Here is a 23,962-nt window from a genome sequence, read left to right on the forward strand (position 1 = left end):
GTCATTCCCGTCACCGTAAAACACCACGAGGGAACAGAGAATTGACCGAGCAGACGCCTTTCCCGCTGCCCTTCGACTCCGCGCAGAACGGCCCCCTCGCGCCGGTGCGCAGCCTGCGGGAGCGCCGGATGACCGAGTGCAGTGCGGCCGTGCGGGCCAAGCCGGAGTGGTTCGACAAGCTCCGTGACCCGGAGATCCGGGGCCGGTGGACGAGTGAGGCCCTCGCGCAGGGGCTGACGCGGGCTCAGATCGAGTACGTCCTCGCCGAGCTGGAGCACTACGCCGGTCTGCGGGACGCGGACAGTGGCATCGAGGTGTCGTGCACCGACGGCGTCTGGCACTCCGACAGCCTGATACCCGACGTCCTGCGCGACCGCCTCCGGGACGCCGTACGCGTACTGGAGGACGTGCCGGAGGAGGCGAAGGACTGGCACCCGGGATCGGACGAGCAGGTGCTGGACCTCGTCCATCCCTCGCTGTTCTGCCTGGTCAACGGCGTGAGCCCGGCGCCCCCGGAGACCTGGGTGAGCCCGGCGAGGCCCTATGCGCGGTACGAGTTCTCGTCGAAGTTCCAGTGGCTCCCGGCCGACGTCACGGTCGACGCCGACGGAAGCGCGGCCTTCACCTCGTACGTCAACAACGTCCACCCGCAGGAGCACGCCGACCTGGCCGCCGTGCTCCCGGACCTCTTCTCGCGCATGGTCCCGCTCTGGGAGCGGGTCCTGACCGACCTGCGCCATCCGCGTCCGCTGCGGATCGACTACGACCCGTGGGGCTGGTACTCACAGCGGCCGACGGGCCCGAGGGAAGCGGACTTCGACAGCGCCGAGGCGTTCCGGGACGCCAAGGCCGAGTGGTACAGGGCCCTCGACACCTGGTACGAGACCCGCACTCCGGCCGTCCCCGACGCCCCGGCGTTCACTCCCCCGGAGCCGCCCGCCGAGCGTGTCAGCCTCCGGGGGCGCGATCTGCAGGTCATCGTGAAGCTCGCCGACATCCACCTCACTCCCGAGAGCCCCGAGTACGCCGGGGGCTCCTGGCACGTCGAGGGCATGCTCAACGAGCGCATCGTCTCCACCGGCATCTACTACTGGGACAGCGACAACATCACGGACAGCAGCCTCGCCTTCCGCGCGGTGCTCGACGACCCGGACTACCAGCAGAACGACGACACAGGCGTCCGCGAGGTCTACGGCCTGGAGGACGAGGAGCCCCTCAACGCCGACCTCGGCTCAACCCCCACCCCCGCCGGCCGCTGCCTCGCCTTCCCCAACATCCTCCAGCACCGCGTCTCCCCCTTCCGCCTCACCGACCCCACCCGCCCGGGCCACCGCAAGATCCTCGCGTTCTTCCTGATAGACCCGTCGACCCGCATCACGTCCACCGCCGACGTCCCGCCCCAGCAGCCCTGGGCCGCCACCTCGACGATGACCCTCGACGAGGCGAAGGGGCACCGGGAGGAGCTGATGAAGGAGCGGAAGTTCTTCACGAAGGAGCACAACGAGGAGCTCTACGAACGCGAGTTCTCGCTCTGCGAGCACTGACTCCCGTCCTGCCTCCCGCCGACGAGCGAACCGGCACCTCCGCAGCGCTCGGGGTGCCGGGCCGCCGCCTCCCGGCTACTCCGCGGTCCGCAAGGCCGCCGCGATCTGACCGACCTCCAGGTCGACGACGACCTCATCGCCCTCCCACACACCGCGCGACGTGACGGCCAGGCCGATCAGGGCCAGCTCCGCGGCATCACCGCGCAGCTCGCGCTCCGCACGGCTCTCCTCACCCGCCTCACCCGGTTCATCCCGCTCCCAGGCGGCGACAGCCGACTCACCGACGTTCCGGGGCAGCCTCACAGCGATCCGGCCGACCTGAGGATCGAGGAGAGCTCCGATCACGGCCAGCACCTCCCGGTCCTGCTGATACCTCACGTACTGCTCGCGATCTCCCACAAGCCGAGCGTATCCGGGCGCTGCGAGCAACCGCGTGCTCCGGACACGCCGGAGCCGAATAGAGCGGGAAGGTAATTGTCCGGGCATGCGCCGGCTGACGCTCCGGAGCATAACGGTGGAGATCGGACCATCCGGGCACAGCCGGCGGCAGAGTTCCGGCGCGTCAGTCGAGCCCCAGCGCGGCTTTGGCCGATGAATGGAGCCTGTCAAGCTTGCCAATCAGCCCGTTCCTCGTATTCCTCGACAGGAAGCCGGGCCGCCCCCGCCGCTCAACGGTCAACCGGTCGATTTTCCGCATCGCGAGCCGGTAGGTATCGGTCACCTCGACCAGCGTCGCTGCACGGGCCGCGGCATCCAGCGGCACGCAGTCGCGGCGCCGCTCCACGATGCTGGTACGTACGAACTGCTCCCGATCACCCCGGCTATGCCCCCGTTGCACAGGGTGGGACACACGGAAACCCTCCCCCACCCAGGAGCACCGGGACGCCCTGGTCTCGCGCCTCCAGGCACGGCTTTCCGCAGGCCAGGCGGACGCCTTCGCGTACGGACGGCGTAACGCCACCCACAGGGGCCGACCAGCACGCTGCCCGCGGTGAGTTGACCATCAGGCGGGCCGGCACTCCGCGCTACCGGCCCCGGCAGAGCTCTCTGCTCGCGGCCGCGAAGGCCCTCGGGAGCTACGGGCGTCTGGCTGGGCGCGTCGGCATTTTGGGCGTAGCCCGCGTGTTTCCCCGACGATCTTCGGCACCGGACCCTCGCGGGGCTTGTTATTTTCGAGAGGAGCCCGCGCCGACCGTGAGCGGTCCCGACGGAGCTGCCCGACTGGACCGCCGAGAGGAGCATCTCGCCGTACCTGACCGAGCACGTAAAACGCTTCCTGCGACGTCCTTGACCTGCACATCCGTTGGAAATTCGGCCGATACTACTAGGATCCGTTCCTGGTGAGAGAGCTGGCATGACGGTCAACGCCTGCAACAGTGGTGTTGCTCTTGACCGTGGAGCGCGACCTGCGACAACTGCCGGACGCGCGGTGAGTGTCAGTGGGTCTCCCTACAGTGATCTGCCATGGATGATCACTTCCCCCCGGCCGAGGACGTCCTAGTCCTCTCCGAGTCCCTGCGCCAAGATCTGCACCCCCGGCGGGGCGGAGCGCTCCCCACGGAACCAAGCGTCATGAACCGGGCGCTGGGCGAGGTCGCGCCCAGCGACACCGTCGACCCCGGTGCTGCGGACGTGGCGGCGAAGCTGGTTGAGGAGCACCGCGGCCACATCGAGGCGGTGCTGTCGGCGACGGTGAGCGACCCGGCCCTGGTCGCGCACGCGCGGGCCTGTCTCAGCGGCGCTGACGACCCCACCGGGGCGGCGGCAATCGCGTCGATCGTCGACCGCGCGCAGAACGGAAACGAGACGCAGCGAACCTTCACCGACGGCTGGATCGCCTCCCGCGGGCTCGCCTTCGCCGCCTGCGCGCTTGCCGAACTGAGCGGCATCGCCTCCTCGACGGAAAACCTGCGCCCGCTGGACTCCCTTCGGCAAGTCGACTCGGTGAGCCTGCGCCGGGTCCGGGGCCTGCTGGCCTTCTGCCCCGAGGAGGAGTACCAGCGGGCAGTGGAACGGCTGGCCGCGCACCGCGGCACCCGCTCCCGGCGGCTCGTTGTCTCCTACCTGGTGCCCACCCGGCACGACTGGGTGGACGAGTGCTGCACCGACCCGCCGTCCACCGAGTGGGGCTCGAACGCCTTCTACCGCGAACGGCTCTGGGCGTCGGTGGGCACGCCGCGGCACCTCGAACTGCTCGGCTGGCGGCTGGCGGAGTCTGACTTTGACGCGTTCACATTCGGGGTGCGCGCCACGATGGCCGACGGCGTGGGCCCGGCGGTCGCCCCGGTCCTGGCCGACGCCTGGGACCGGATCAGGATCTACAAGCCGTGGCGGGAGCGGTTCGTCGAGCTGATCTCCCTGCTTCCGAGCGACGAGGCGTTCGAGCTGCTGCTGGAGCGGTACGAGCGGGAGTTCGCGCGTGAGTACCTGCTTGCAGCGATGGAGCGCTTTCCCGTACGGGCGGTCCGGGTGCTGTCCACGGTGGCCGCGAGTGACTCGACGTCGGCGCTCCTCGCCGCCGGGCTGCTCCGCATGCACCTCAAGGCGCATCCCGAGCTGCCCGGGCCGGACCCGGCGCTGCGGGTCCCGGACGCGCCCGGCGAGGATCTCCCGGCGGTGCTCACCGCGCCGGGCCGGGCGCCCCGGCTGCCCGCGTACGCCGAGCCTGATGTCCTGCCGCAGGTGCTGCTCAAGGGCGGCGGCCGTGCCCTGCCCGCCAGCGCGACCAGGAGGCTCGTCGCGCTGGCCAGGAAGCCGGACGAGCGGCTGGACGCAGTCCGCGACGCCTGCGACCGGCGCTCACTGGCCGACCTGGGCTGGGCGCTGTTCCTGCACGGCGACGCCTGGGCGCTGCCCGCGCTGGGATGGCTCGGCGACGGCCGGACGGCCCGCGACCTGGCCGCCCTGATCCCTGGCTGGGTAGCGCGGGGCACCAGGGCCCGTGCGGTCAAGGCGGTCGACGCCATCGCCCGGATCGGCACCGCTGAGGCGCTGGAGGTGCTGGACGAGCTGGCGGAGACGGGCCCGGACCACGCGGTCCGGGATGCCGCGGCGGGGTCCCGGTAGCAACGGCTGCGGAACAACGGTAACGCTGGTCATGAGCTCAGCTCAGAACTCGGGCCCTGATCTCTTGCAACGTCCTTGACTTGCATATCCGTTGGAAATTCGGCCGATACTACGGGGACCCGATGTCGCCGGCGTCTGCACGCGACATGATCGCGCCGAAGAGATCCCCCACAGCGCCATCCAACCGCGCCTGCCCGCGGGACGGTCTCCGGCGGGCTGGGTGCGGCAGCGCGCCCAGCCCAGTGCACTGTCGCTGAACACCGCCAGTGTCGGCAGATGATCATCTGCCGACACTCCGGCGCGTAATGTCAATGTCCGAAGACGCCTGCACGGAGGACGGACGGACCACAGGGCGGTCGGCGAGTACCACCCGCGCGGAGCAACCTCACCCGCTGCTTCATCAATGACGACAGGGGGTGTCGGGCTTACGGCCGACGATGAACGTATGCGCGAAACCCCAGAAGAACTCAACAAGCTCCAGTCCCTCCTCGACTCCTCCCTCTCCGGCTCGACCGCACACCTCCGCTCGATCGTCGAGGGCCGCACCATCACGGCCGGGCAGCTCACCGGGGTCCTCACCAGCATGTGCACGCTGGCCCTCTCCACGGTGACCGCAAAGGGCGAACCGCGGATCAGCGGCGTCGACGGGCACTTCCTGCACGGCCGGTGGCACTTCGGCACGGCGCGCAACGCCGCCAAGGCCCGTCATCTCGCAGCCCGTCCGGCCGCCAGCGTCGCACACATGCGCGGCGAGGACCTCGGCGTGTTCACCCACGGCACGGTGGAGGAGCTGAATCCCGAGGACGCCGAGGCGACGGCCGACTGGCAGGAACTCCTCGCCTACTTGACGGACTTCTACGGCGACGACGCCTTCGACTGGAACCACGAGGTCGTCTACTACCGGCTGAACCCGCACTGGATGACCGTCTACGCCCCCGACCTCGACAAGCTCACCGGCACGTGACGCCGGGCCCATCGACGAGGACCTGCACCGGCGCGTACGTGGGTGCGGAGCCGGCCGACGGCGCGCCGTCGCGTACCGCCAGCGCCGTGGCTGTCAGCGACGGCCTCGCTCAGCACCCACCAGTGCCGCAGCGACCCGAGGCTGCCCCGCCCCCAAGTTCGTCGTACTGGCCGGGCCGGATACTCCGGACCCGGGTGTGAGCCAGCCACGGAGGTCTCTGGTGCAGCGGGCGTTCCAGAGCGCAGGATGTCGTGGCCGACGCCACTGTCGTCGACGGAGGAGCGCGGCGCCCGGCGAGGGATTGGCAGCGGGCCATCCACGGCAGGTCGACCCGGCACCGCCTCGGCCACTGGCCCGGGGAGCCCGGCAGGACGCCCACGACATCAGCTCGCGCCGGGCCCGCAGCGACTGCGCAGCAGTTCCACACCGTCGCCGTCGAGGTCGTCGCAGTACGTCTCGCGTCCGGTCATGGCCATCACCAATGCCAAGGTGGGGCCGGACACCCGCTGTCCGGAACCGGTCGTGAACGGACCGTCATCCGCGACGAGTTCCAGTCCACCGATACGTCCCTTGGCAACAACCACGAGATCCGAGCCCTGGTAATAATCGGCCACCCGCGTGACGACCTCGATCGGATAGTCACGACGTATGCCCAGCGGGCGCCGGATGTCTTCTCCGTGCACGATCGTCTCGCCCAGCATGGCGATGGCAGGCAAGGGAGGCTTGGTCTCGCTCGGGACGATACGCCGGAACCGCTCAAGAGTCTCAGCCGGAGTCGTGCCCAGCTGCTCGGCCAGCCGCATGGCCACCTGCTTGTCGAAGTCGAACCGGCAGCGGATCACTCCCGCCAGCCAGCGCACGGTGTTCAGGCTCGCGCCCGCGGTGAGATGCGCCAGCACCTCACGTACCGTCAAATCGGAGCACAACGAAGGCGTCGTCCACTGATCAGCCGTCAGATCTCCGGCATCGGCCGCCAGCGCCGCCCGCTCAGTGCGGATCAAGGGCCAGACCCCGGTTCCACGGCTGCGGTCAGCTATCAGCTTCGGATCAGTCATACGGGCAGGTCTCCTGTCACGGATCGTGGTCTCCATCTTCCCGGGCCGGAGCAGGTCGGCGTCCGGCACGGGCGTTCATGAGGAAGACTCCTGCTCCGGAGCAAAGTCATCGCCCGTGAGTGACCTTTCCTCCAGCACCCGAACCCGGGATCGCACGGGCCTCGGTCCCGAGGTCGCCGACAGACAGGTTCTGCAGCGGATTCTCAGCGTTGCCAGTTCTCATCGACATATTCGGCGTCCATCGGAGCCGAGCCCGGCGGGCGGTGGGAAGGCCGGACTGGGCCGTCCGTGCGTCATGGGGCCGTGGCTCCGCTACCTGCCTCGGGGCCTGCGATTAGCTGCTGAGCACAGCTCCCGCTGTGCCCACGTGCCGGGCGTGCGGGCACCCAGGAAAGGAAACGGACAGTGCTCAGAGGCTTCAAGAACTTCCTCATGCGCGGTGACCTCATCACCATCGCCCTCGGGCTGGTCATCGCGCTGGCCTTCTCGACGCTGATCAAGGCGTTCACCGACTTCGTGATCAACCCGATCGTCAGCCGCCTCCAGGGCGGCAAATCCGCGGGGCTCGGGTGGCAGCTCGGCGACGAGGGAAACAAGGCGACCTACCTCGACATCGGACAGTTCGTCTCCGCCCTGATCTACTTCATCATCTTCATGGCGGTCATCTACTTCGCGATCGTCGTGCCCTACAAGCACTACCAGGCCCGCCGCGGCGTCAAGGCATTCGCCGAACCCGGCCCCGTCAAGACCTGCCCGGCCTGCCTCTCCGAGGACCTGCCCGAGGCCGCGAGCAGGTGCCTGCACTGCGCCACCGAGCAGCCCCCGACCACCGGTGTCGGGACCCGCCCGGCCTAGCCAGGCCGGGCGGAATCCGACGATGCTGCGCGAGCACGACGAACAGGCTGCCGCAGCGGCAAGCACGTGATCGTCCGGCTGGTCTGCGGCGGGTGTCCGAGCCAGGACTCCAGGACCTACGCGGTCATCGGTCCCCGGATGCTGTCGATGATGCGGGTCCAGTTGTCGCTGCCGTGTCCGTTCTCGATCGCGCGCCGGTAGTGGACCTGTACGGCCAGGGGGAGCGCGAGGTCGAGGCCGAGTGACGTGCTGGTCTCGACGATGTGGTCGGACGTCGCACCCATCATGGTGACCGTGCTGAGGTCGCCGGGATGTTCTCCGGCGTCGAGCGCGGTGCCGGGGCTCTCTTCGCCGGCCCTCAGGATGTCGCCGATCGAGTCGGCGGCGGAGAGCAGCTCCGGCAGCGCTTCCCCGGCCCTCATTCCCGCGGTACCCAGCATCGCGGTGGCGTGCATCAGTCCGGACAAGGTGGTGAGGAACACGGCGAGCTGGGCTTGATACATCATCTGGGCGAGGCCTGGATCTTCACCCAGATGCTTCGGGGTTCCCAACGATGTCAACGCCGCCAGGTGGCTCTCCATCACGTGGCCGCGGCCGCTGTAGTAGACGTACGCCGCAGCCGTGCCGACCATCGGCGCGGGGACCATGACACCTCCGGTGAGGAAGGCGGCGTCGTGGCCCGCCGCCCAGGCTGCCGCCTCCCGGGAGCGGTCGGGGGTGTCGGAGCTCAGGTTGACCAGCGTGCGGCCGGCGAGCGATGCGGTGGCGCCGTCGAGGATGTCGTACATCGCCCGGTAGTCGGTGAGGCTGAGGATCACGAGGTCACTCGCTTCGACCGCTTCGCCGGGTGTCGCCGCGAGCGTTGCTCCGTCGGCGACGACGCCGTCGGCCCGGCCGGCGGTGCGGTTCCAGACGGTGACCGGGTGGCCGGCGGTGAGGAGGGCGCGGGTCATCGCCTGGCCCATCGGGCCGAGCCCGATCACGGTGACTGCGCTGTTTTGCCTGGTGGTGCGGTTCTGTTGTTCGTTCACCCCTCTATGTTCGGAGGGCGTCACTACTCTCGGAAGTACCTACTATTTTCTGCGGTACTTACCTTTTCGTAAGGGAGATCGGTGATGGCCAAGGCGCCGAGAAACGGGCCTTACATCTGCGGCATCGATGCCGCGCTCGACGTGGTGAGCGGTAAGTGGAAGGGACTGATCCTCTGGGAACTCGACGCCCGTCGTGTACGCCGCTTCGCCGAGCTTCGCCGCGGTCTGCCGGGGGTGAGCGAGAAGATGCTGACGCAGCACCTGCGTGAGATGGAGGAGGACGGTCTCGTACACCGGGAGGTCTATGCCGAGGTGCCGCCGCGGGTGGAGTACTCCCTGACCGAGCACGGGCGCACGCTCAACCAAGCGCTCGGGCCGCTCGGCGCCTGGGGGGCCGAGCGGATGCGCCGCGAGGGCTCCGAAGCGGTTGACGTGGCCGAGATCTCACACGGGTAAGCGCTCCGAGGCCGCGAGCGAGGTGATGGTCACGCCTCCCGCGTCACGGCGTGGAGGGTCTCGCCCATGACCCAGCCCGGGTCGGCGCCCGGGGTCTCGGGGTGGATCTCCCACTCGGCGAGCCGGAGGCTGTTGTCGAGCACCATTCGCACCCGCGGGAACCGGCGGGCCATGAAGGCGGGCAACACGTCGTCGATCTCGTCGCCGCAGGTGAGCATCTCGGCCAGAACAACGGCGTCCTCGGCACACATCGCGGCCCCCTGGGCGATGAGCGGCGGGCACGCGTGGGCCGCGTCGCCGATGATGATCGTACGGCCGCGGTACCACGGGGCGTCGACCCTCATCGCCTCGATCCACTGGTAGTTCACGATCGCGTCGTCGGCGATGCTGTCGCGCACCTGACCCCAGATGCCGCCGTAGCCCTGGCCGCGTTCCTTCAGGACGGCGCCCCTGGGGCCTTCACCGATGAACGACCGGTCAAGGTTGCCCTCGATCAGGAAGGCGTAGCAGAGCTCGTCGGATATCGGGGTGTAGCCGGCCTTGTACTTGGGCCCGCCGTAGTAGAGCTCCGAGCAGTCCATCGCCTCCGGGCGCCGGGCGACGGTGCGCCAGATGCCCATCCCGACCGGCGTCGGCTCGTCGGTGATGCCGCACATCCCGCGGACCTTGGACCTGATGCCGTCGGCGCCCACCAACAGGTCGACGGTCTCCTGCGTGCCGTCGGACAGCTGGACCGTGACCGAGGTGCCCTTGTCCTCGAATGCCGTGACGGTGGCGCCCAGTCGCACGTCGACGCCCGCCTTCGGCAGGTCGGCCGCGATGATGTCCGCGAGGTCGCCGCGCAGCGCGCCCATCGTGGGCGGGAGGTCGGCGCCGCCCATCGGCGGAGTGTCGATCTCGGCCATGAGGCTGCCGTCCGCCCGGCGGAGCCGAACCTTGTCGAAGGCGTAGGCGTGCTCGGCGAGACGATCGTAGATGCCTACCGCCTTGAACGCCTTGAGCGCGTTGCCCTGCAAGGTGATGCCGTGACCGACACCGCCGAGGTCGTTGCGCAGGTCGACGAGAACGACCGCGACGCCTTGTTTCCTCAGGGCCAAGGCGAGCACGCCGCCGGTGATGCCGCCACCGACGATCAGGACGCGGCGGGGCTGCGAATCGGGCATGAAGTGTTTCTCTCCTCAACTGTGTGACGGTTCAAATCTATTCGCCGATGCCCGCTCCGGCGGTACTCCGTACGTAGGCCCTGGAGTCCTGGCTCGTACACCAGAAGTAAGTAACCCGCTGGTAACTACGAGGGCTGCTCGGATGCGGAGTTGGGGGTCTTGCGTCGGATGGCGGCAGCTATACGAGAGCACGACCCTGGAGGCGGAGGCCGTCACCGAAGGCCGCCAGCGCCGCGCGGGCCGCAGGGTAGACGTCCGCGGGGAAGCGCCGGTCGGACGACAGCGTCGCTGCGAGTAGAGGCGCCGCGGCAGAGGCCGGGGCGCCGATCTGGGCGATATATCGGACCGCGGCGCGGCAGGGTTCGTCGGCATCACCCGACCTCAGAGGTTCCAGGGCCGCCAGCAGTACCGGGACGGCGGCGTCCATGTCGCCGGTGATTCGCCACCAGGCGTAGGCGGCCTGGACACAGGTCCACGGGCCCAGTGATTCCAGCAGCGGTCGGACCGCGGTGGCGCATCGCGTCGCCTGCGGCCCCAGCTCCGCCAACCGGCCGAGGTCGGTGTATCTCAAGCCCCGGGGTGCGTCGTCCTCCAGGAAAGCCAGGAAGATCTCTGATTCACCGGTAATCCGCCAATGGGCCCACGCCGCGTTCTGGGCGCCGTGCCATCTTCGTTTGCCGCTCGGCACCAGGGTGCTGCCGTCGTGGCGCGGTGGCTGCCTGACGCCACGGACGAAGCTGTCGAGAGTATTCGCCGCAGGCGCCGCCGCCGCGCCGATACTACCGAGCACGTCGCAGACCCATCGCACGTTGCGGGTGGCGAGTGCCGGCACCAGTTCTGGAACCGCCGCGCTCGCGGCGGGGCCCCAGGCGGCCAGTGTGGTGAGGACCGAACGCAGTCCCTCGCTGTCGGGCCGAGTCGACGAGCATGCGACGGATCCCGGGGAGCAACTCGTCGGCACATCCCACCAGGGGCCGCAGAACCTGCCCGAGTGAAGTCACCTGGAAGAACGGGAGTCGGCTGCTTGACGCCAACCACCGATGCACTGGGGCCAGAACTTCCGGATGATCGAGACGGGCAAGAGCCAGCGCCGCCGGCCCGGCAACCCGGTCGTAGGAATCGTTGGCGGCCACGATCAGTGCGGGAACGGCCGACGTAATGTCCTGCGTGGAGTCCGGCGAAACGAGCCGTGCCAGCACCATCGCCGCGTCGCCTCTGGCAAAGGGATGACGGGACTCCAGGCATCGCACCAGGCCGGCCACCAACTCCGGACGGGGCGTACGCCATAGCCGCAGAATGTCCGAGGCGATCGAGACAGCGCCCTCGACCAGTTCGGCACGCTCGGAATCGAACCCGCTCAGGGCAAGCGCGACCCCGCGGTCCACGTGCTCGTACACGTCCAGCCGCAGATCGTTCGGATCCACACCCGCGCCTGCGAGCAACTTGCGCGCCAAGAAGCTGTGTGTCGTCCGAGTCCCGAGCGTCATGGCGCGAAGGCTACAGCTCCGGGACTCCGGCCTGCCCGGGCCGTTCGCTGGGGCGACGCGAACGACCAGAAAGGGGTCCAGCCAAGGTAAGTCCAAACGGGGCAGCGGGATGATCTTGAACGCCTGACGGGGTCAGCGGCAGGTGTCAGTGGCGAGGGCCTTGACGCGGTTCTTGTATTCGCGGCGGGCCTTGCGCTGTGCCCGGGACCACGGGGTGATCGCGCGGTGAGTGATGCGAGGCTGCTGACTGCTGGCCGCTGAGGCCGTTGAGTCACGCGCCCGGGCGTTCCCGTGATCGCGCGACTCCCAGATCGTCGCTGATCGGCGTCAGTAGCCCGACCGGCAGCAGCTCTGTGGTGACGACGACGAAGGTCGTGGTGGCGAGAACGAGCAGGCCGGCCCGGCGCCGGGCCGGTGACGTCCGGGCGGACCGGCCTGGCCCGTGAGGAATGGTGTGCTCACGCCGACGTGGTGGGAAGTGCGGCGAGGAATTCGCGTACGTGGCGGAGCCAGGTCGCCCGGTCTGCCGGGTTCAGGACGTGGGCGGCACCGGGCAGTTCGACCAGCCGGGCGCCCGGGATGCCAGCCGCCAGACGGTACGAGCTCTCGGGCAGCACCAGTCGGTCGCCGGTCGGCACCACCACCAGGGTGGGGGCGGACACCTTAGCCAGGTCGGCCCGGACGTCCACACGCGACACCAGGTCGAAGTGGTCCAGCGTGCCCGGCGGCATCGCGGTCAGGGTCTGGGCGACTGGTTTGTCGAGGGCGGCCGGTTCGAGGTCCGCCAGGTCCACCGGGGACATGCAGGACAGGAGGGCGAGCCGTGCCACGTCTTCCCACTGACCAGCAGCAGCCAGGGACTTGATCAGCTGGGCGGCGAGCGCCAGGACAGGGTCGGCTGCAGCGAAGCCGGCGGTGAGGACGAGGGCCCGGACACGGTGGGGGTATCGTGTGGCGATCCGGACGGCCACGGCGCTGCCGAGGGACTCCCCGAGGACGGCGAACGAGTCCTGGCCGACCGCAACGGCGGCCGCAACCAGGCGGTCGGCGAGGTCGTCCAGGTCCAGGGGTTCGATGGCTACGTCAGAGCCACCGGCCCCGGGGTAGTGCGGGCCGACGAGGGTGTGGTCCTGGGCGAGGTCGTCGAGGACGAGGCCGAAGTTTCCCTCGATGCCGCCGCCGGCGCCGTGCGCGAGCAGAAGTGCGGGGCCGCGCCCCTGCACGAGAACGTCGAGGTGAGAAGTGGGAAGCACGTGATCAGTGGTCATGGCGCCGACGCTAAACTCCGACATCAGTGTCAGAGTCAAGTCGCGGCGTGGGCTAGGGGAACAGGAATGAGGCGAGCGGCATGCGCATGAAGGAGATGGTGCGGCGTACCGGGGTCCATGAGCGGCTGCTGCGCTACTACGAACAGCAAGGACTCCTGACGCCCGACAGGCTGCCCAGCGGCTACCGCATCTACGGCGAGTCGGACGTCGAGACAGTGCGCCGCATTCGCTGTCTGCTGGCGGCCGGGCTTCCGACCGCTCTGATCGCCCAGGTTCTGCCGTGCATCCGGGCAGACGACGAACACCTTGTGCCCACCTGTCCGGACCTTCTCGCCCAACTGCGCCGAGAAGGCGAGCGAATCACCCACGCCATCAAAGATCTACAGGCGTCGCGCGCGATCCTCAACACCATCATCACCGCCGCGCCCTCAGGGGCGCGGGGACACTGAGGCCGCCTCAACCTGCCGCTGCCGAGGCAAGCTGACAGGAAGCCCCTGATCGAGCCGCTTGCCGTTGCCAGGCGGAAGGCGTCGTACGGGTTGATGCTCGACCAGAACTTCCCTGGCGTCACCGCCAAGACTGTCCGCGGCGGCTCGCACCTCGTCGGCCACGCCCTGGCCTTCGGCCTCATGGTCGCTGCCCGGCGCTCGTCAGCAGCTTCGCCGCCGGCCTGCATGGTGACCTTGACGCGGTGACCGCCGGACTGACCACCGACTGGAACTCAGGCCCGGTCGAAGGAGCAATCAACCGTCCGCCGGCGTGAGCGAGATGCCGGGCTCCAGTGGGGTCTATTCAGGACTCCGATCGTGAGCCACGCATACGGCTGCCGCCTGCACCGCCTCTTACTCCCACTGATTCGGCCCTCGGGCCTCGGGCGCCCCGGCTGCGCCTGTTGAAGCGACCGGACGAGCATTTCACGACCTGATCACCAAGACCAGAGCCGCAGTCAGATGCCGCTCGGAGCACCCGTCGACAGCGACGCCAGCCGGTCCTGTGAGCTGTGGTCGTACGGTCAAGCGTACGGTCTCGGGCGGATGCTCCTGCAGGGCGACGGGCGGCCTCCTATCTCGCCCGTGATCAATCTGACTCCTTACGAGCAGACCTGGATCGACGTCCTGAACGACCTGAAGAACTGTCCCGGGACCGAGGCCCTCAACGAGTACAGGGAGATCGCCCCCGAGATCGAGGATGCCGCGAGGCCGGTGATCCGCGCTCGGCCCGGCGGACGGTACGGCGCGGGGACGGCCGGTGACCGCGAGCAGCACGGCCGTCGTCAGGCGGAGCACACCGGCCGCGAGGAGTTGAACCCTGTAGTACAGGGTGGCCACCAGGGCTGTGCTCGCGAGGAGGGCGAGCCCGGTCGGTGTGAATACCAGCGTGTTCGTGGTGGCCGACCGCCACCCGGCCGAGCAGTTCGCCCGGTCTCCTTCTGGACCGTGGCCAGGGTGCTGATGAGCGGCCAGGCCAATGAGCAGACGGGGCCTTTGCCGCGTCACGATCATTGGCTACGGGTCGATGCGGGCGGCAATCCCGTCGAGGACGGTCGGCGGGGGGCGCGCGCCGGGTGGGATCCGGATCGCATGCTGGCCCCCGATGCGCCCGCCTATCGGACGATACGGAGCGTATCTGAATGATTGCGGAGGGTAGTGTTCTGAGTGATCGCTGCCAGGTTGGCAGCGCTACAGGAAGGTCGAATCGAATGATCAAGACGAAGCTGGCGGCGACGGTCACCGCCGTTGCCATGGCAGCGGGTATGGGCATCATCGGCATGGCGGCCGCGCCGACGGCCAGCGCGCAGGAGGAGCTGCCCACCTACCGCTGCGAGGTTGTGGACCTCCAGGATCTGCCTCGGGCCACCGGGTACGACTGCCAGGCGGTTGGCGCCCCCGAACAGGGCCCGATCTTCGGTGAGTTCCGCATTCAGGGCTGGTTCGGGGAGACGGTCACCTGTGAGGTGATCAGGCCGTTCTCGGGCATTGCCGAGCTCCCGGACCAGGTCACCGGATTCAACTGCCACGTGGAGGAGGGGGGGATCTAGCCCCGTCATCCACGTGACATGCAGCCCGGGTCGGGCGGGAGCGCCGGCACACTCCGCTGCCCACCCGGGCCACATCGAGCCCGAGCTGAGGGGTCGTCGGACACCCGCCCTACGCCCGTTACGCAACCCCGGATACGCAGGAGCCGGACGAGGACGACGGGGGCGGGCTGGACCAGTTCCCGACCGCTCCCGCACGACCGAGACCAGCCCCTGTCCTTCGACCGGGGCCGGTCTCGGTGCGTCAACCGGCGACGGTGGTCAGGTTGCCGGGTACGTAGGATCCACCCTGATTGTTGAGGATCACGCCGAGCCGGTTGGTCGCGTTAATCATGGCAACGAGGGAGACGAGAGCGATAGCCTGCACCTCGTCGTAGTGCTTGCACACCCGGGCCCAGGTCTCGTCAGTGATCCCTGCATATCCGTCGATGATGCGGGTGCCTTCCTCGGTGAGGGCCAGCGCGGCTCGCTCGGCGTCGGTGAACACGGTGGAATGCCGCCAGGCGGCGACGAGGCTGAGCCGGGCCGAGTCCTCGCCGGCCGCGGCGGCATCCTTGCTGTGGATGTCGACGCAGAAGCCGCAGCCGTTGATCTGGCTGGCTCGCAGCTGCACCAGCTCCTGGGTGGATTTGGGCAGCGGCGACTCCTGGATGACCTGACTGACGGCGTAGATCCGCTTGCCGATCTTCGTGCCGAGCTCGGTGCCGAACAGGTTCATACGGGTTTCCATCGGGGCTTCCTCACTCACGGAATCGTGTGGCTGATGCCCATAAGGGCGCCGCTCGCCGCGCTCCTGTGACACGAGGCAGAGGTGATGTGGATCATGGGGTGTGGCCGTCACGGAACCAAGGCCGGCGGCGTCCTGTGTACGACACGCACCACACGTAGCGAGACGGAAGCCAGGAACTGACGAGCATGGACAGGGATGCCGGTATCGACGCGGGGACAAGCACGGCCACGGACAGCTTCATTTCCCACCGCAATCTGTTGTTCACGGTGGCCTACGAGATGCTGGGCTCGGCGGCCGACGCCGAGGACGTCCTCCAGGAGACGTGGCTGCGCTGGTCGGGCGTCGATCACGCGACAGTCCGCGACCCGCGCGCCTTCCTGGTCCGCATCACCACCCGCCAGTCCCTGACCCGCCTTCGCACACTTAGCCGCCGCAAGGAGTCCTACGTCGGCCCCTGGCTGCCCGAGCCGCTGCTCATCGCGCCCGACGTGGCCGAGGACGTCGAGCTCGCGGACAGCATCTCCATGGCGATGCTCCTCGTACTGGAGACCCTCACGCCGACCGAGCGTGCCGTGTTCGTGCTGCGGGACGTCTTCGGCCTGGACTACGACGAGATCGCGCAGGCCGTCGACAAGACCCCGCCCGCCGTCCGCCAGATCGCGCACCGCGCCCGCGCCCACGTCGCCGCGCGCCGCCCCCGCGAGACGGTCTCCCCGTCCCAGACCCGCGACGCCCTCGCCGCGTTCCAACAAGCGGTTGAAACAGGCGACTTGACGGAACTCCTCAACATGATCGCCCCGGACGTCGTCCTCCTGACGGATGGCGGCGGAGTCGTCCGGGCCGCCGTGGAACCGGTGGTGGGCGTGGCCGACGTGACCGAGGTCCTGGCCAGGCTCAGCGGCGCCCTGCTGCAACCGACCCTGGTCAACGGCCACCCGGCCCTGATCATCCGCCGCGACGGCCGGATCGACACGATCGTGGCCTTCCGTCTGGACGCCGGCCTCATCACCGGCCTGTACGCCGTCCGCAATCCCGAGAAGCTGTCACGCATGAACCGCGAGACGGCGATGGGCCGCTGACGCCGGTAAAGCCTCCGGTTCAGCCGCCGAGCGGCGCGTCCGGGTCGCGGTGCGGGCGGGGCGGGACGGAGTCCCGGTGTCCGGGGTTCTCGATCGTCGGCCGGTCGAAGTCGGTGAGCTGCCGGCCGACCTCCGCCATCACCTGCGCGTTGAGACCCTCGGTGGCGGCGTACGAGGTGGCGATCCGGCGCAGGGCGTCCGCCGCGTCGATGAGGTTGTCCTTCGAGCGCACCAGAACGAACCGGAGCAGGTCCCGGGCCAGCTCCCACTTGTGCCGGGTGAGGCCGAACAGCGCGCCCGTACCGAGGGCGCGGTCCTCGAGGGCCGTGACCAGGGTGGCGATGACCGCCGCCCGCTGGAACCGGTAGGCGAGGGCGGACATGAACTCGCCGGCGACGTAGAGCTCCGCGATCGACACGACCAGGTCGCGGCCCGCCGGCGGTTCGAAGTCGTCCGGGCGGTCTCCCGGCTGCCACGAACCGGGCAGGTCGGCGACCTCCGGCCGGTCGCGGAGGACGTCCTCGATGTTGTCGGTGCGGAAGTCCCCGACGTCCGGGAGCGTCGCGAGGTCGCCGCTGCCGGGGCGGTCGGGCAGGATCTCGCGCAGGTGTCCGGCGTCGTCGAAGAACGCCAGGTCCGCGTCGAGCCCGCGGCTGATCACGTCCTCCTCGTACCAGATCAGCCGGTCCAGTTCGCCGATGCGTTCCGTCATCGAGTCCAGCACCTCGATGAACATGTTTCCCTGCACCGAGTACGGGACCTGGCTCTCGCCGCCGGACGAGGCGGCCGCGTCGGCCATCCCGGCGGCCAGGCTTATCGCGCCCGCCGCCTGCGCGACCGCCGGGGCGACGCCGAAGTAGCCGGTGGCCACGATCGACGCCACCACGCCGATCACCTTCAGCACGCCCGTCGCGCTGCCCTGGTCCATGACACGGAAGGCGTCGATCGTGGTCCGGCCGATGTCCTTGATGTCGGTGCGCATGTGGACGACGATCGCGTGGTATGCGGCGAGAACGCGGGCCAGCTCCTCGACGAACTGCAGCAGGTTGTTGACCGTCGATTCGAGCCGGGTGGTGTAGCTGTTGTGGAAGGAGTCGGCCGCGGTGCCGCTCCAGCCGGAGACGTTGGCGATGATGGTGGCGACGTCCTCGTCGCGGCCGGTCTCCAGCTCGCCGCGCATGCCGGTGTAGCCGTCGTTGAGGTGCTGGATCATCTCGTCCAGCGCCGCGGGGTCGCCGTGGGTGTAGAGCTCGAAGCGGCCGAGTCCGTGCTCGGTGAGCCGTATGTCGAGGTAGTAGCGCAGCCGTTCCGGGTCGACGAAGGCCTCGTTCGACGTGCCCTCCGCCTGCGCCATGTGCTCCTCGTAGGCGACGGCCTTGATCTCCTCGACCAGCGCGGCGAGCTCCGCCCGGAATTCCTCCGACATGCCGGCCCTTCCCCGAGCAGTGGGCATCTTGTACGGGACCTGCCAATGAGCCCGCAGTATCGCGGCGCGCGGGGGGCGCCGCAATGCACGGGACGCGCCCAATGCGACTGTTGCACGGGCGAGTCGACGCCGCGTCTACGACCGCGTCGCGCGTAACCGGAGCCGCCCTCCCCCGCCCCGCTCTTCTGGACACACGTGAACCACTACGGCAGGTTCGGGCTGGACATGAACCGCCACCTGCACCTCGGCCCGCTCATTCCACAGCAGCGCACCCCGCAGGACCACTCCACCCCGGCCTCGGGCGCGACGGCACCTTGATCCGTTCGTTCCGTGCCTGTTCAATCAGCGCAAGTCTCAGCTGTCTCCAGAGAGGCGACTATGCCGTTCAAGACCGAAGCCGATGCCGGAGTCGCGGAACGGGACGAGTGGTCCTATTCGCCGGCTGTCGGAGTCGGACCGCTCCGGTTCGGTATGACCGTCGACGAAGTTGTCGAGGCGGCTGAGATGCTCGGCCAGTCGAGCGTCAGCGAGTTGGCGCAGCGCCACGAGCTCTTCTCGCCGACGTGGAAGATCGAGGTTCGCCGTCACGGCGTAGCTCCTTCTCCGCCTGCCGTCACGGCCTATGCGAGTCAGGCTGTGGGGCTGTTCTGCGTTGCTGCCGACGCCGTGCACGGTCCCCAGGTCGCGTACGACAGACTCACGCTGGTCGGAAGAGATCTGTCGGAGCTGGAGCGCGACGCGATCGCGTATGCCGAGGCAGCGGACGTGCACTTTCGCTACACGCCCGAGGGCTACGCAGGACCCGATGATCCCGGGGTCATAATACGCGCGCAACTCGTCGGGCAAGTCCTCCGATCGCGTCCCTTGTTCATGGTGACGCGCGACGGCGCGAATACCGAATGGGACTCGCTACCGTACGAGGAGTACCGCAACGGCCAGTTTCACGCCTGACGTGAGGTGACTCATGAGGCGCAATTCCGCGGCAACGATCCGTCAGCGGGAGCAGAGGCAGGTCAACGGTGCCGCTCGCGGCTCTCTTCAAGGTGGCGTCGGTTGTTACCGCGTCAGGGCACTGATCGAGGCCGTCGATTGTGTCCGTCAGGGGAATCCTCGACGAACAAACGGGATCTTGCTAGGTCGGAGTGATTGACCTGCGCTGACGGCATCTCATTTAGGGCGTCCGGTGATCGGTTCGCTGAGCGGGGGCTTACCGTACGCTCCGGGCATGAGCGAACGCGTCGGCCACGCGAAATGCAGTCCGCACAAGCAGAACCTCACCGCCCAGCGCGAGATCCTGCTCGGTCCGGACGTCCCGGAGGACCGGATCTACCTCGACCACGGACTGAACCGGAACCAACCCCCAGCAGCAGCGCCTTCGACCTCCGGCGGGCATTGACGTGCTGCCCTACGTCCACCAGGTCACCAAGTACGACCCTGCCGACCGCGATGAGCACGGCCACTCCGCCGGCACCGAGCCCGCGACCAGCGACCACGGACCGGTCGAAGCCGCCTACCTGCAGGCCGTCGCCGCCTTCGCCGAAGAGAGCGGTGTCGACCGGCTGGCCATCCGCGAGCCGCAGATCGGCGGCTTCATCCACTTCGGCCTGGAGCCACCGGTCGACGGCCATGGCCTGGCCGGCCTGTTCCCAGCCGGCCTCGCCGGATTCCACGACGGTGCGCTGGTGCCGATCGCCGTCGGCCTGGAACTCGTCCGGGCCATGCTGCGCGACAACGGCGCCTGGTGCCGGCTGGAGGTGGACGGAGAATTCACCGTGCACGTCGGCTGGGACCAGTACCTCTACGTGGGCAGCAGCCGACCCTGCGAAGCAGCACTGAATCGCACCCGCGCGCTCGGGCTGTTTCCGGAACGCCTGAACGCATCGCCGTACGACTTCGCCCCCGACGACCCCGGGTATGTGCAGCGTCCGGCCGACGCCGACTTCTGGGCCCGCCTGAACTGGACCGTCAACGCCCACCGCGCCACCTTCCTGGAGGAGGTCTTCGCCCTCGGTGCCTCCCGGTGGCACCGTCTCACCCGCCACAACATCGAGACCGTGCGCTCCCAACTGACCCCACGCTCCCAGTTGGCGGTCTGGCCGGACCTGCTCACCGACGTCGATACGGCCTTGGCCGCTCTGCCCGACGAGGGCCTGGTGGAAATCGTCTGGGAGGACGCCGACGGGCGGATCACCAGCACGGTTGTGGACGAGACCCAGTTCGAGGCAGTGACCTCCCAACTCGCCGGCGCGTCTTCTGCCGGCGTCGTATCCATGCTTGCCGGTGAAGATCTCCCACTGTTCACCGCGGTGCTGCCCGACAGCGACGGTGTTCTCCGTGCCCGCTGGCAGACCGAGCCGACGCCCAGCGACCGGGACTGGGCGTTCCTCAAGACCCTGCGGCGCGGCCAGGTCGTCACCGGCACCGTGACGTCCATCGCCGGCTTCGGCGTCACCTTCGTGGACATCGGCGGCTTCACCGCCATGATCAACATTCCCGAGCTGTCCTGGCGCCCGTTCGACCACCCGTCCGACGTCGTCAGCGTCGGCCAAGAGATCACGGCCGAGGTCCTCGACGTGGACATGGTCTGGGAACGGGTACCGCTGTCGCTCCGAGCAATGCAGGAAGACCCGTGGCCGCAGGTGGCGCAGCGGATCGGACAGGTGGTCACCGGAACGGTCACCAAGATCGTCCCGTTCGGCGTCTTCGTCCGCATCGAAGAACGAGAGGACGGCTTCCAGGGCATGGTGCACACCAGCGAGCTGGATGCATCGGACGTCATCAAGGTCGGCGACGCCCTCACCGTGAAGATCATCGATGTCGATCTCGCACGACGTCGCATTGCCCTGTCACATGTCCAAGCCTCTGACGCCAGTACACAGGGGCATCCGCACGCCTGACGGCGAGACGGGCGCCTGATTTCGGCAGCCTCGGAAGTACAGGGCCTTACCGGAACACCGGAGGTTGCACCTGGCCCGTCAGGAAGCCAGCCCTTCAGCGGGGGTAAAAGGCCGGTCGCAGTGGCGGCAGTACATCGAAGTATGCCAACGTGCCCGCGCTTCCTGGGCCTGGGTTGAGCGGTACCTGATCACGACAGTCGTCACAGCAGCGACCACGAGGAGGGCCAGACCCCACAAGATCTCGGAGGCGGAGAGCAACAGGACGGCGCCGACGAGACAGCCCGCCGGCCACTGCCACTGGGCCTTGAAGTCCGGTGGACATGCCAGGTCCCTCTTCCCCTCCGCGTCCTGGCCGAGCGATCGCCAGTACGGCTCGAGCTTGACCACCTGATCCGTGCCCTTGCACTGCGGGCATGCCAGCATTCCCGGACCCCCCTTTGGTCGTGGACATGCCCAGTCTCGCTGCGGAACTCGGGGTTCGGGAGACGGGACGACCGAACTTCGCGCGGGTTGACAAGGCGGACTGCCGGAGGATCCCGGCCGAAGCCTCCTTCCCACCCTTCAAAAGGAGTCATGCTTTCCGGTTGTGATGTTGGCCAGAGGCCATGTCCTCGGCGCCGGCGCGTTCGCGGCGGGCGAGGAGGCCTTCTCCAGCTCGTTCGGACGGGGCAGCATCTTCGGGTTGACGCTCAGCATCGGACGGCGGATGCAGGCTTTTCTGGACCACGCACCGTGCACGGTTCTTGGGATGGCTCTCAGCGCTGCCAGAGGAATGCGGCCTGACGGCAGGGTCGACAGACAGTTGAAGAGATAGCCGCGGCCTCCGCCGCCGAAGTTCGCGGAGGTGGCGAAGTCGTTGCCCTCCTCCAGCTCGGCAGTGAACCTCATGTGGGCGGCGTGTCGGCGCACGAGGGACAGCCGGGAGTCTCGTCACCCTGGATCCAGTCAGGCTCCCCGCCCACCCGTCCGAGGACCGGCTCCTCCGTGGGTTCGTCAGCGGGATGGAAGCGCAGAGAGGTGACCGCACCCAAGAACGTCTCGCCGTCGGCCGGGACAGCGGCCGGGGTGAGCTCACCGGAGAACAGGCAGGCGCGGTTGGCGCCGGCCGCGGCGTCCCAGTCGTCGCACATCCCGGGATCGTTCTGGCAGAAGAACACCGCGACAGCGTCGGCGACGCGCTCGACGTCGGCCCGCCGGCGCGGTCGGTCGGACGGACGGACGGACGGACAACGAAACCGCCTAGCGGTCAAGCCACCGGGAACCGTCGTCCTCGGCCTCGTCGTGGTCGGTGGAGACGCTGAGGTGCCGCCACTTCTCGTCCTCCTCCAGACGCTTGGCCCAGGCCGCGCGCCCGTACGTGTAGGCATCCGAGCCCAGGAGCAGGCGCAAGGGGGGTTCGTCGAGGTCGGCGACGGTGAGGACGACCTGGGCGACCTTGGCCGGGTCGCCGGCGGCCTCCTGGGCGAAGTTCTTCATCGCCTGCGCGGCGGCGCCCACCGTGGCCCGGTACGGCTCGCTGACCGGAGGGGTGTGCATGGAAGCCCCTGCCCAGTCGGTGCGCATGCCGCCCGGTTCCAGGACGGTGACCTTGATGTTCATGGGGGCCACCTCGGTGGCGAGGACCTCGGAGAACCCGCCCACGGCCCACTTGGCGGACTGGTAGGCGGTCATCCCGGGGTTGGCGATACGGCCGCCGATGGAGGAGATCTGGATGATGCGGCCGCCGCCCTGGCGGCGCAGCACGGGCACGGCGGCGCGGCTGACGTAGACGGTGCCGTAGAAGTTGGTGTCGATCTGCCGGCGGAACGCTTCGAGCGTGGTGTCCTCCAGGGAGGCGCGATCGCCCTGGCCGGCGTTGTTGACCACGACGTCGAGCCGCCCGAAGGCCTCGACGGTCTCGGCGACGACACGTTCGGCGGCGTCAGCATCGGTCACGTCGAGCCGGGCGGTGCGGATCCGGTCGCCGTGGGCGGCGACCAGATCCTCCAGGCTGCGGGGGTCGCGGGCGGTGGCCATCACGCGGTGCCCGGCCGCGAGGGCGGCGGTGACGATCTCGCGGCCCAAGCCCCGGGAGGAGCCGGTGACCAGGAAAACCTTCGACATGGAACGAACTCCGTCTCTCCGTCTTCGGGAGGTCTTCGGGGATCTCCGCGATCTAACGCAATCTGGTTGCGTTATTTCACGCTAACACGACGGCTCCGCTTTACGCGGCACGCGTGCGTTATCGTGGCGGTCATGCAGCGCCGAGCCCGTTCACCCGAGGCCAAGCTCCAACGGGCCGAAGACCTGCTCGACGCCGCCCGAAGCCTGGCCGCCGCCCGGGGCGGCGTCCGCCACATCACTTTGGCGGCCGTCACCGAGGCCGCCGGTCTGCATGCCTCCGCCGTCCGCCGCTACTTCGCCAGCAGGGAAGAACTCCTCCTCGAACTGGCCGAACGCGGCTGGCGGCAGTGGCGCGACATCCTCACCACCCGCCTTGCCGACACCCGCGGCCTCACCCCGGAACAGACCGCCGCCGTCGTGGCCGCCACACTCGCCACACAACCGCTGTTCTGCGACCTGCTCACCCACGTCCCGCTCAGCCTCGAAGGCGACGTCGGCATCGAACGCGCCCGCCGCTTCAAGACCAACTCGTTCGCCGCGTACGACGCCATCGTCGAAGCGCTGACCACCGCAGGCACACTGACCAGCGCACAAGCGCGGGACCTCATCACCGTGGCGCTGGGGCTGACCGCCAACCTCTGGCAGATATCCCATCCCACGCCCACCCTTGCCGAGCTCTACGCCCGGCACCCCCGCTGGGGACACGCAGCCCTCGACTTCGAACCACGCCTGACCCGCCTGCTCCAGGCCACCGCCACCGGCCTCGCCCCGGCCCGGACGTAGCGCCGGTCGCCTGCACAGTG

The 23,962-nt window shown here is 68.8% G+C and carries 26 protein-coding genes; 13 read left to right on the forward strand and 13 right to left on the reverse strand.

Annotated features, from left to right (window positions below):
* Positions 1 to 41 precede the first annotated feature (41 nt).
* A complete protein-coding gene (locus SRB5_RS01445) occupies positions 42 to 1,544 on the forward strand; it encodes a DUF4246 domain-containing protein (RefSeq protein WP_153449527.1) in 1,503 nt (500 codons plus the stop codon).
* Positions 1,545 to 1,619: 75 nt separating this feature from the next.
* Here SRB5_RS01445 and SRB5_RS01450 read toward each other — a convergent pair whose 3' ends face one another.
* On the reverse strand, positions 1,620 to 1,943 hold the full coding sequence (locus SRB5_RS01450) for a hypothetical protein (protein ID WP_228389679.1): 324 nt from the start codon (positions 1,941 to 1,943) through the stop codon (positions 1,620 to 1,622).
* A gap of 163 nt (positions 1,944 to 2,106) precedes the next feature.
* The gene (locus tag SRB5_RS01455; RefSeq protein WP_153449529.1) at positions 2,107 to 2,328 is read right to left on the reverse strand and encodes a hypothetical protein; all 222 of its coding nucleotides are present in this window, start codon (positions 2,326 to 2,328) and stop codon (positions 2,107 to 2,109) included.
* A gap of 680 nt (positions 2,329 to 3,008) precedes the next feature.
* Here SRB5_RS01455 and SRB5_RS01460 point away from each other — a divergent pair.
* Positions 3,009 to 4,610, forward strand: coding sequence for a hypothetical protein (locus SRB5_RS01460; protein ID WP_153449530.1), 1,602 nt, complete (start codon positions 3,009 to 3,011; stop codon positions 4,608 to 4,610).
* A gap of 445 nt (positions 4,611 to 5,055) precedes the next feature.
* Positions 5,056 to 5,574: a pyridoxamine 5'-phosphate oxidase family protein gene (locus SRB5_RS01465; RefSeq protein WP_153449531.1), complete on the forward strand. Its 519-nt coding sequence runs from the start codon at positions 5,056 to 5,058 to the stop codon at positions 5,572 to 5,574.
* 383 nt (positions 5,575 to 5,957) lie between these two features.
* Here SRB5_RS01465 and SRB5_RS01470 read toward each other — a convergent pair whose 3' ends face one another.
* On the reverse strand, positions 5,958 to 6,629 hold the full coding sequence (locus tag SRB5_RS01470) for a maleylpyruvate isomerase family mycothiol-dependent enzyme (RefSeq protein WP_153449532.1): 672 nt from the start codon (positions 6,627 to 6,629) through the stop codon (positions 5,958 to 5,960).
* A gap of 405 nt (positions 6,630 to 7,034) precedes the next feature.
* Here SRB5_RS01470 and SRB5_RS01475 point away from each other — a divergent pair, with 405 nt between their 5' ends.
* Complete coding sequence (locus tag SRB5_RS01475) at positions 7,035 to 7,484, forward strand: large conductance mechanosensitive channel protein MscL (protein ID WP_323376746.1); 450 nt, start codon at positions 7,035 to 7,037, stop codon at positions 7,482 to 7,484.
* Between the two features lie 116 nt (positions 7,485 to 7,600).
* Here SRB5_RS01475 and SRB5_RS01480 read toward each other — a convergent pair whose 3' ends face one another.
* On the reverse strand, positions 7,601 to 8,515 hold the full coding sequence (locus SRB5_RS01480) for an NAD(P)-dependent oxidoreductase (protein WP_323376956.1): 915 nt from the start codon (positions 8,513 to 8,515) through the stop codon (positions 7,601 to 7,603).
* Between the two features lie 84 nt (positions 8,516 to 8,599).
* On the opposite strand from SRB5_RS01480, the gene SRB5_RS01485 reads away from it, so the two are divergent.
* Positions 8,600 to 8,971 carry a winged helix-turn-helix transcriptional regulator gene (locus SRB5_RS01485; RefSeq protein WP_153449533.1) on the forward strand — a complete coding sequence of 124 codons (372 nt, stop codon included), beginning with the start codon at positions 8,600 to 8,602 and terminating at the stop codon, positions 8,969 to 8,971.
* A 29-nt stretch (positions 8,972 to 9,000) separates the two neighbouring features.
* Here the strand turns inward: SRB5_RS01485 and SRB5_RS01490 are convergent, their stop codons facing one another.
* The 4 genes from SRB5_RS01490 to SRB5_RS01505 form a co-directional block, all read right to left on the reverse strand.
* Positions 9,001 to 10,134, reverse strand: a complete 1,134-nt coding sequence (locus tag SRB5_RS01490) for an FAD-dependent monooxygenase (RefSeq protein WP_153449534.1) — start codon at positions 10,132 to 10,134, stop codon at positions 9,001 to 9,003.
* A 178-nt stretch (positions 10,135 to 10,312) separates the two neighbouring features.
* Positions 10,313 to 10,924, reverse strand: a complete 612-nt coding sequence (locus tag SRB5_RS01495) for a hypothetical protein (protein WP_153449535.1) — start codon at positions 10,922 to 10,924, stop codon at positions 10,313 to 10,315.
* The gene (locus SRB5_RS01500; RefSeq protein WP_153449536.1) at positions 10,914 to 11,621 is read right to left on the reverse strand and encodes a HEAT repeat domain-containing protein; all 708 of its coding nucleotides are present in this window, start codon (positions 11,619 to 11,621) and stop codon (positions 10,914 to 10,916) included. Before SRB5_RS01500 ends, SRB5_RS01495 begins: the two co-directional genes overlap by 11 nt.
* A 458-nt stretch (positions 11,622 to 12,079) precedes the next feature.
* Positions 12,080 to 12,889, reverse strand: coding sequence for an alpha/beta fold hydrolase (locus tag SRB5_RS01505; protein ID WP_153449537.1), 810 nt, complete (start codon positions 12,887 to 12,889; stop codon positions 12,080 to 12,082).
* A gap of 80 nt (positions 12,890 to 12,969) precedes the next feature.
* Between SRB5_RS01505 and SRB5_RS01510 the strand changes: the two genes are divergently transcribed.
* From SRB5_RS01510 to SRB5_RS01525, 3 genes are all read left to right on the forward strand, one after another.
* A complete protein-coding gene (locus tag SRB5_RS01510) occupies positions 12,970 to 13,338 on the forward strand; it encodes a MerR family transcriptional regulator (protein WP_153449538.1) in 369 nt (122 codons plus the stop codon).
* Positions 13,339 to 13,962: 624 nt separating this feature from the next.
* Positions 13,963 to 14,523 (forward strand): hypothetical protein, encoded by a 561-nt coding sequence (locus SRB5_RS01520; protein WP_153449540.1) that lies wholly within the window; start codon positions 13,963 to 13,965, stop codon positions 14,521 to 14,523.
* 65 nt (positions 14,524 to 14,588) lie between these two features.
* Complete coding sequence (locus tag SRB5_RS01525; RefSeq protein WP_153449541.1) at positions 14,589 to 14,927, forward strand: hypothetical protein; 339 nt, start codon at positions 14,589 to 14,591, stop codon at positions 14,925 to 14,927.
* Between the two features lie 241 nt (positions 14,928 to 15,168).
* Here the strand turns inward: SRB5_RS01525 and SRB5_RS01530 are convergent, their stop codons facing one another.
* Entirely contained in the window at positions 15,169 to 15,654 is a 486-nt protein-coding gene (locus SRB5_RS01530) for a carboxymuconolactone decarboxylase family protein (protein ID WP_153449542.1), read from the reverse strand.
* Positions 15,655 to 15,839: 185 nt separating this feature from the next.
* Here SRB5_RS01530 and SRB5_RS01535 point away from each other — a divergent pair, with 185 nt between their 5' ends.
* Entirely contained in the window at positions 15,840 to 16,733 is an 894-nt protein-coding gene (locus SRB5_RS01535) for an RNA polymerase sigma-70 factor (protein ID WP_153449543.1), read from the forward strand.
* Between the two features lie 19 nt (positions 16,734 to 16,752).
* Here SRB5_RS01535 and SRB5_RS01540 read toward each other — a convergent pair whose 3' ends face one another.
* Positions 16,753 to 18,159 (reverse strand): WXG100 family type VII secretion target, encoded by a 1,407-nt coding sequence (locus SRB5_RS01540; RefSeq protein ID WP_153449544.1) that lies wholly within the window; start codon positions 18,157 to 18,159, stop codon positions 16,753 to 16,755.
* Between the two features lie 378 nt (positions 18,160 to 18,537).
* On the opposite strand from SRB5_RS01540, the gene SRB5_RS01545 reads away from it, so the two are divergent.
* The 3 genes from SRB5_RS01545 to SRB5_RS01555 all read left to right on the forward strand — a co-directional run bounded on the left by SRB5_RS01545 (position 18,538) and on the right by SRB5_RS01555 (position 21,056).
* Positions 18,538 to 19,110 (forward strand): hypothetical protein, encoded by a 573-nt coding sequence (locus SRB5_RS01545; protein WP_153449545.1) that lies wholly within the window; start codon positions 18,538 to 18,540, stop codon positions 19,108 to 19,110.
* 274 nt (positions 19,111 to 19,384) lie between these two features.
* Entirely contained in the window at positions 19,385 to 19,555 is a 171-nt protein-coding gene (locus SRB5_RS01550) for a hypothetical protein (protein WP_153449546.1), read from the forward strand.
* Position 19,556: 1 nt separating this feature from the next.
* Positions 19,557 to 21,056 carry a S1 RNA-binding domain-containing protein gene (locus tag SRB5_RS01555; protein ID WP_323376750.1) on the forward strand — a complete coding sequence of 500 codons (1,500 nt, stop codon included), beginning with the start codon at positions 19,557 to 19,559 and terminating at the stop codon, positions 21,054 to 21,056.
* 561 nt (positions 21,057 to 21,617) lie between these two features.
* On the opposite strand, the gene SRB5_RS35790 is transcribed toward SRB5_RS01555, so the two are convergent.
* The 3 genes from SRB5_RS35790 to SRB5_RS01565 form a co-directional block, all read right to left on the reverse strand.
* Positions 21,618 to 21,944, reverse strand: coding sequence for a hypothetical protein (locus SRB5_RS35790; RefSeq protein WP_194292800.1), 327 nt, complete (start codon positions 21,942 to 21,944; stop codon positions 21,618 to 21,620).
* Positions 21,941 to 22,213: a hypothetical protein gene (locus SRB5_RS01560; RefSeq protein ID WP_194292801.1), complete on the reverse strand. Its 273-nt coding sequence runs from the start codon at positions 22,211 to 22,213 to the stop codon at positions 21,941 to 21,943. The genes SRB5_RS35790 and SRB5_RS01560 overlap by 4 nt, the downstream gene beginning before the upstream one ends.
* 82 nt (positions 22,214 to 22,295) lie before the next feature.
* Positions 22,296 to 23,159 carry an oxidoreductase gene (locus SRB5_RS01565; protein ID WP_153449547.1) on the reverse strand — a complete coding sequence of 288 codons (864 nt, stop codon included), beginning with the start codon at positions 23,157 to 23,159 and terminating at the stop codon, positions 22,296 to 22,298.
* A 132-nt stretch (positions 23,160 to 23,291) separates the two neighbouring features.
* Here SRB5_RS01565 and SRB5_RS01570 point away from each other — a divergent pair, with 132 nt between their 5' ends.
* The gene (locus SRB5_RS01570; protein WP_153449548.1) at positions 23,292 to 23,942 is read left to right on the forward strand and encodes a TetR family transcriptional regulator; all 651 of its coding nucleotides are present in this window, start codon (positions 23,292 to 23,294) and stop codon (positions 23,940 to 23,942) included.
* Positions 23,943 to 23,962: the final 20 nt, after the last annotated feature.

Source organism: Streptomyces smaragdinus (assembly GCF_009604385.1).
Classification (GTDB): Bacteria; Actinomycetota; Actinomycetes; order Streptomycetales; family Streptomycetaceae; genus Streptomyces; species Streptomyces smaragdinus.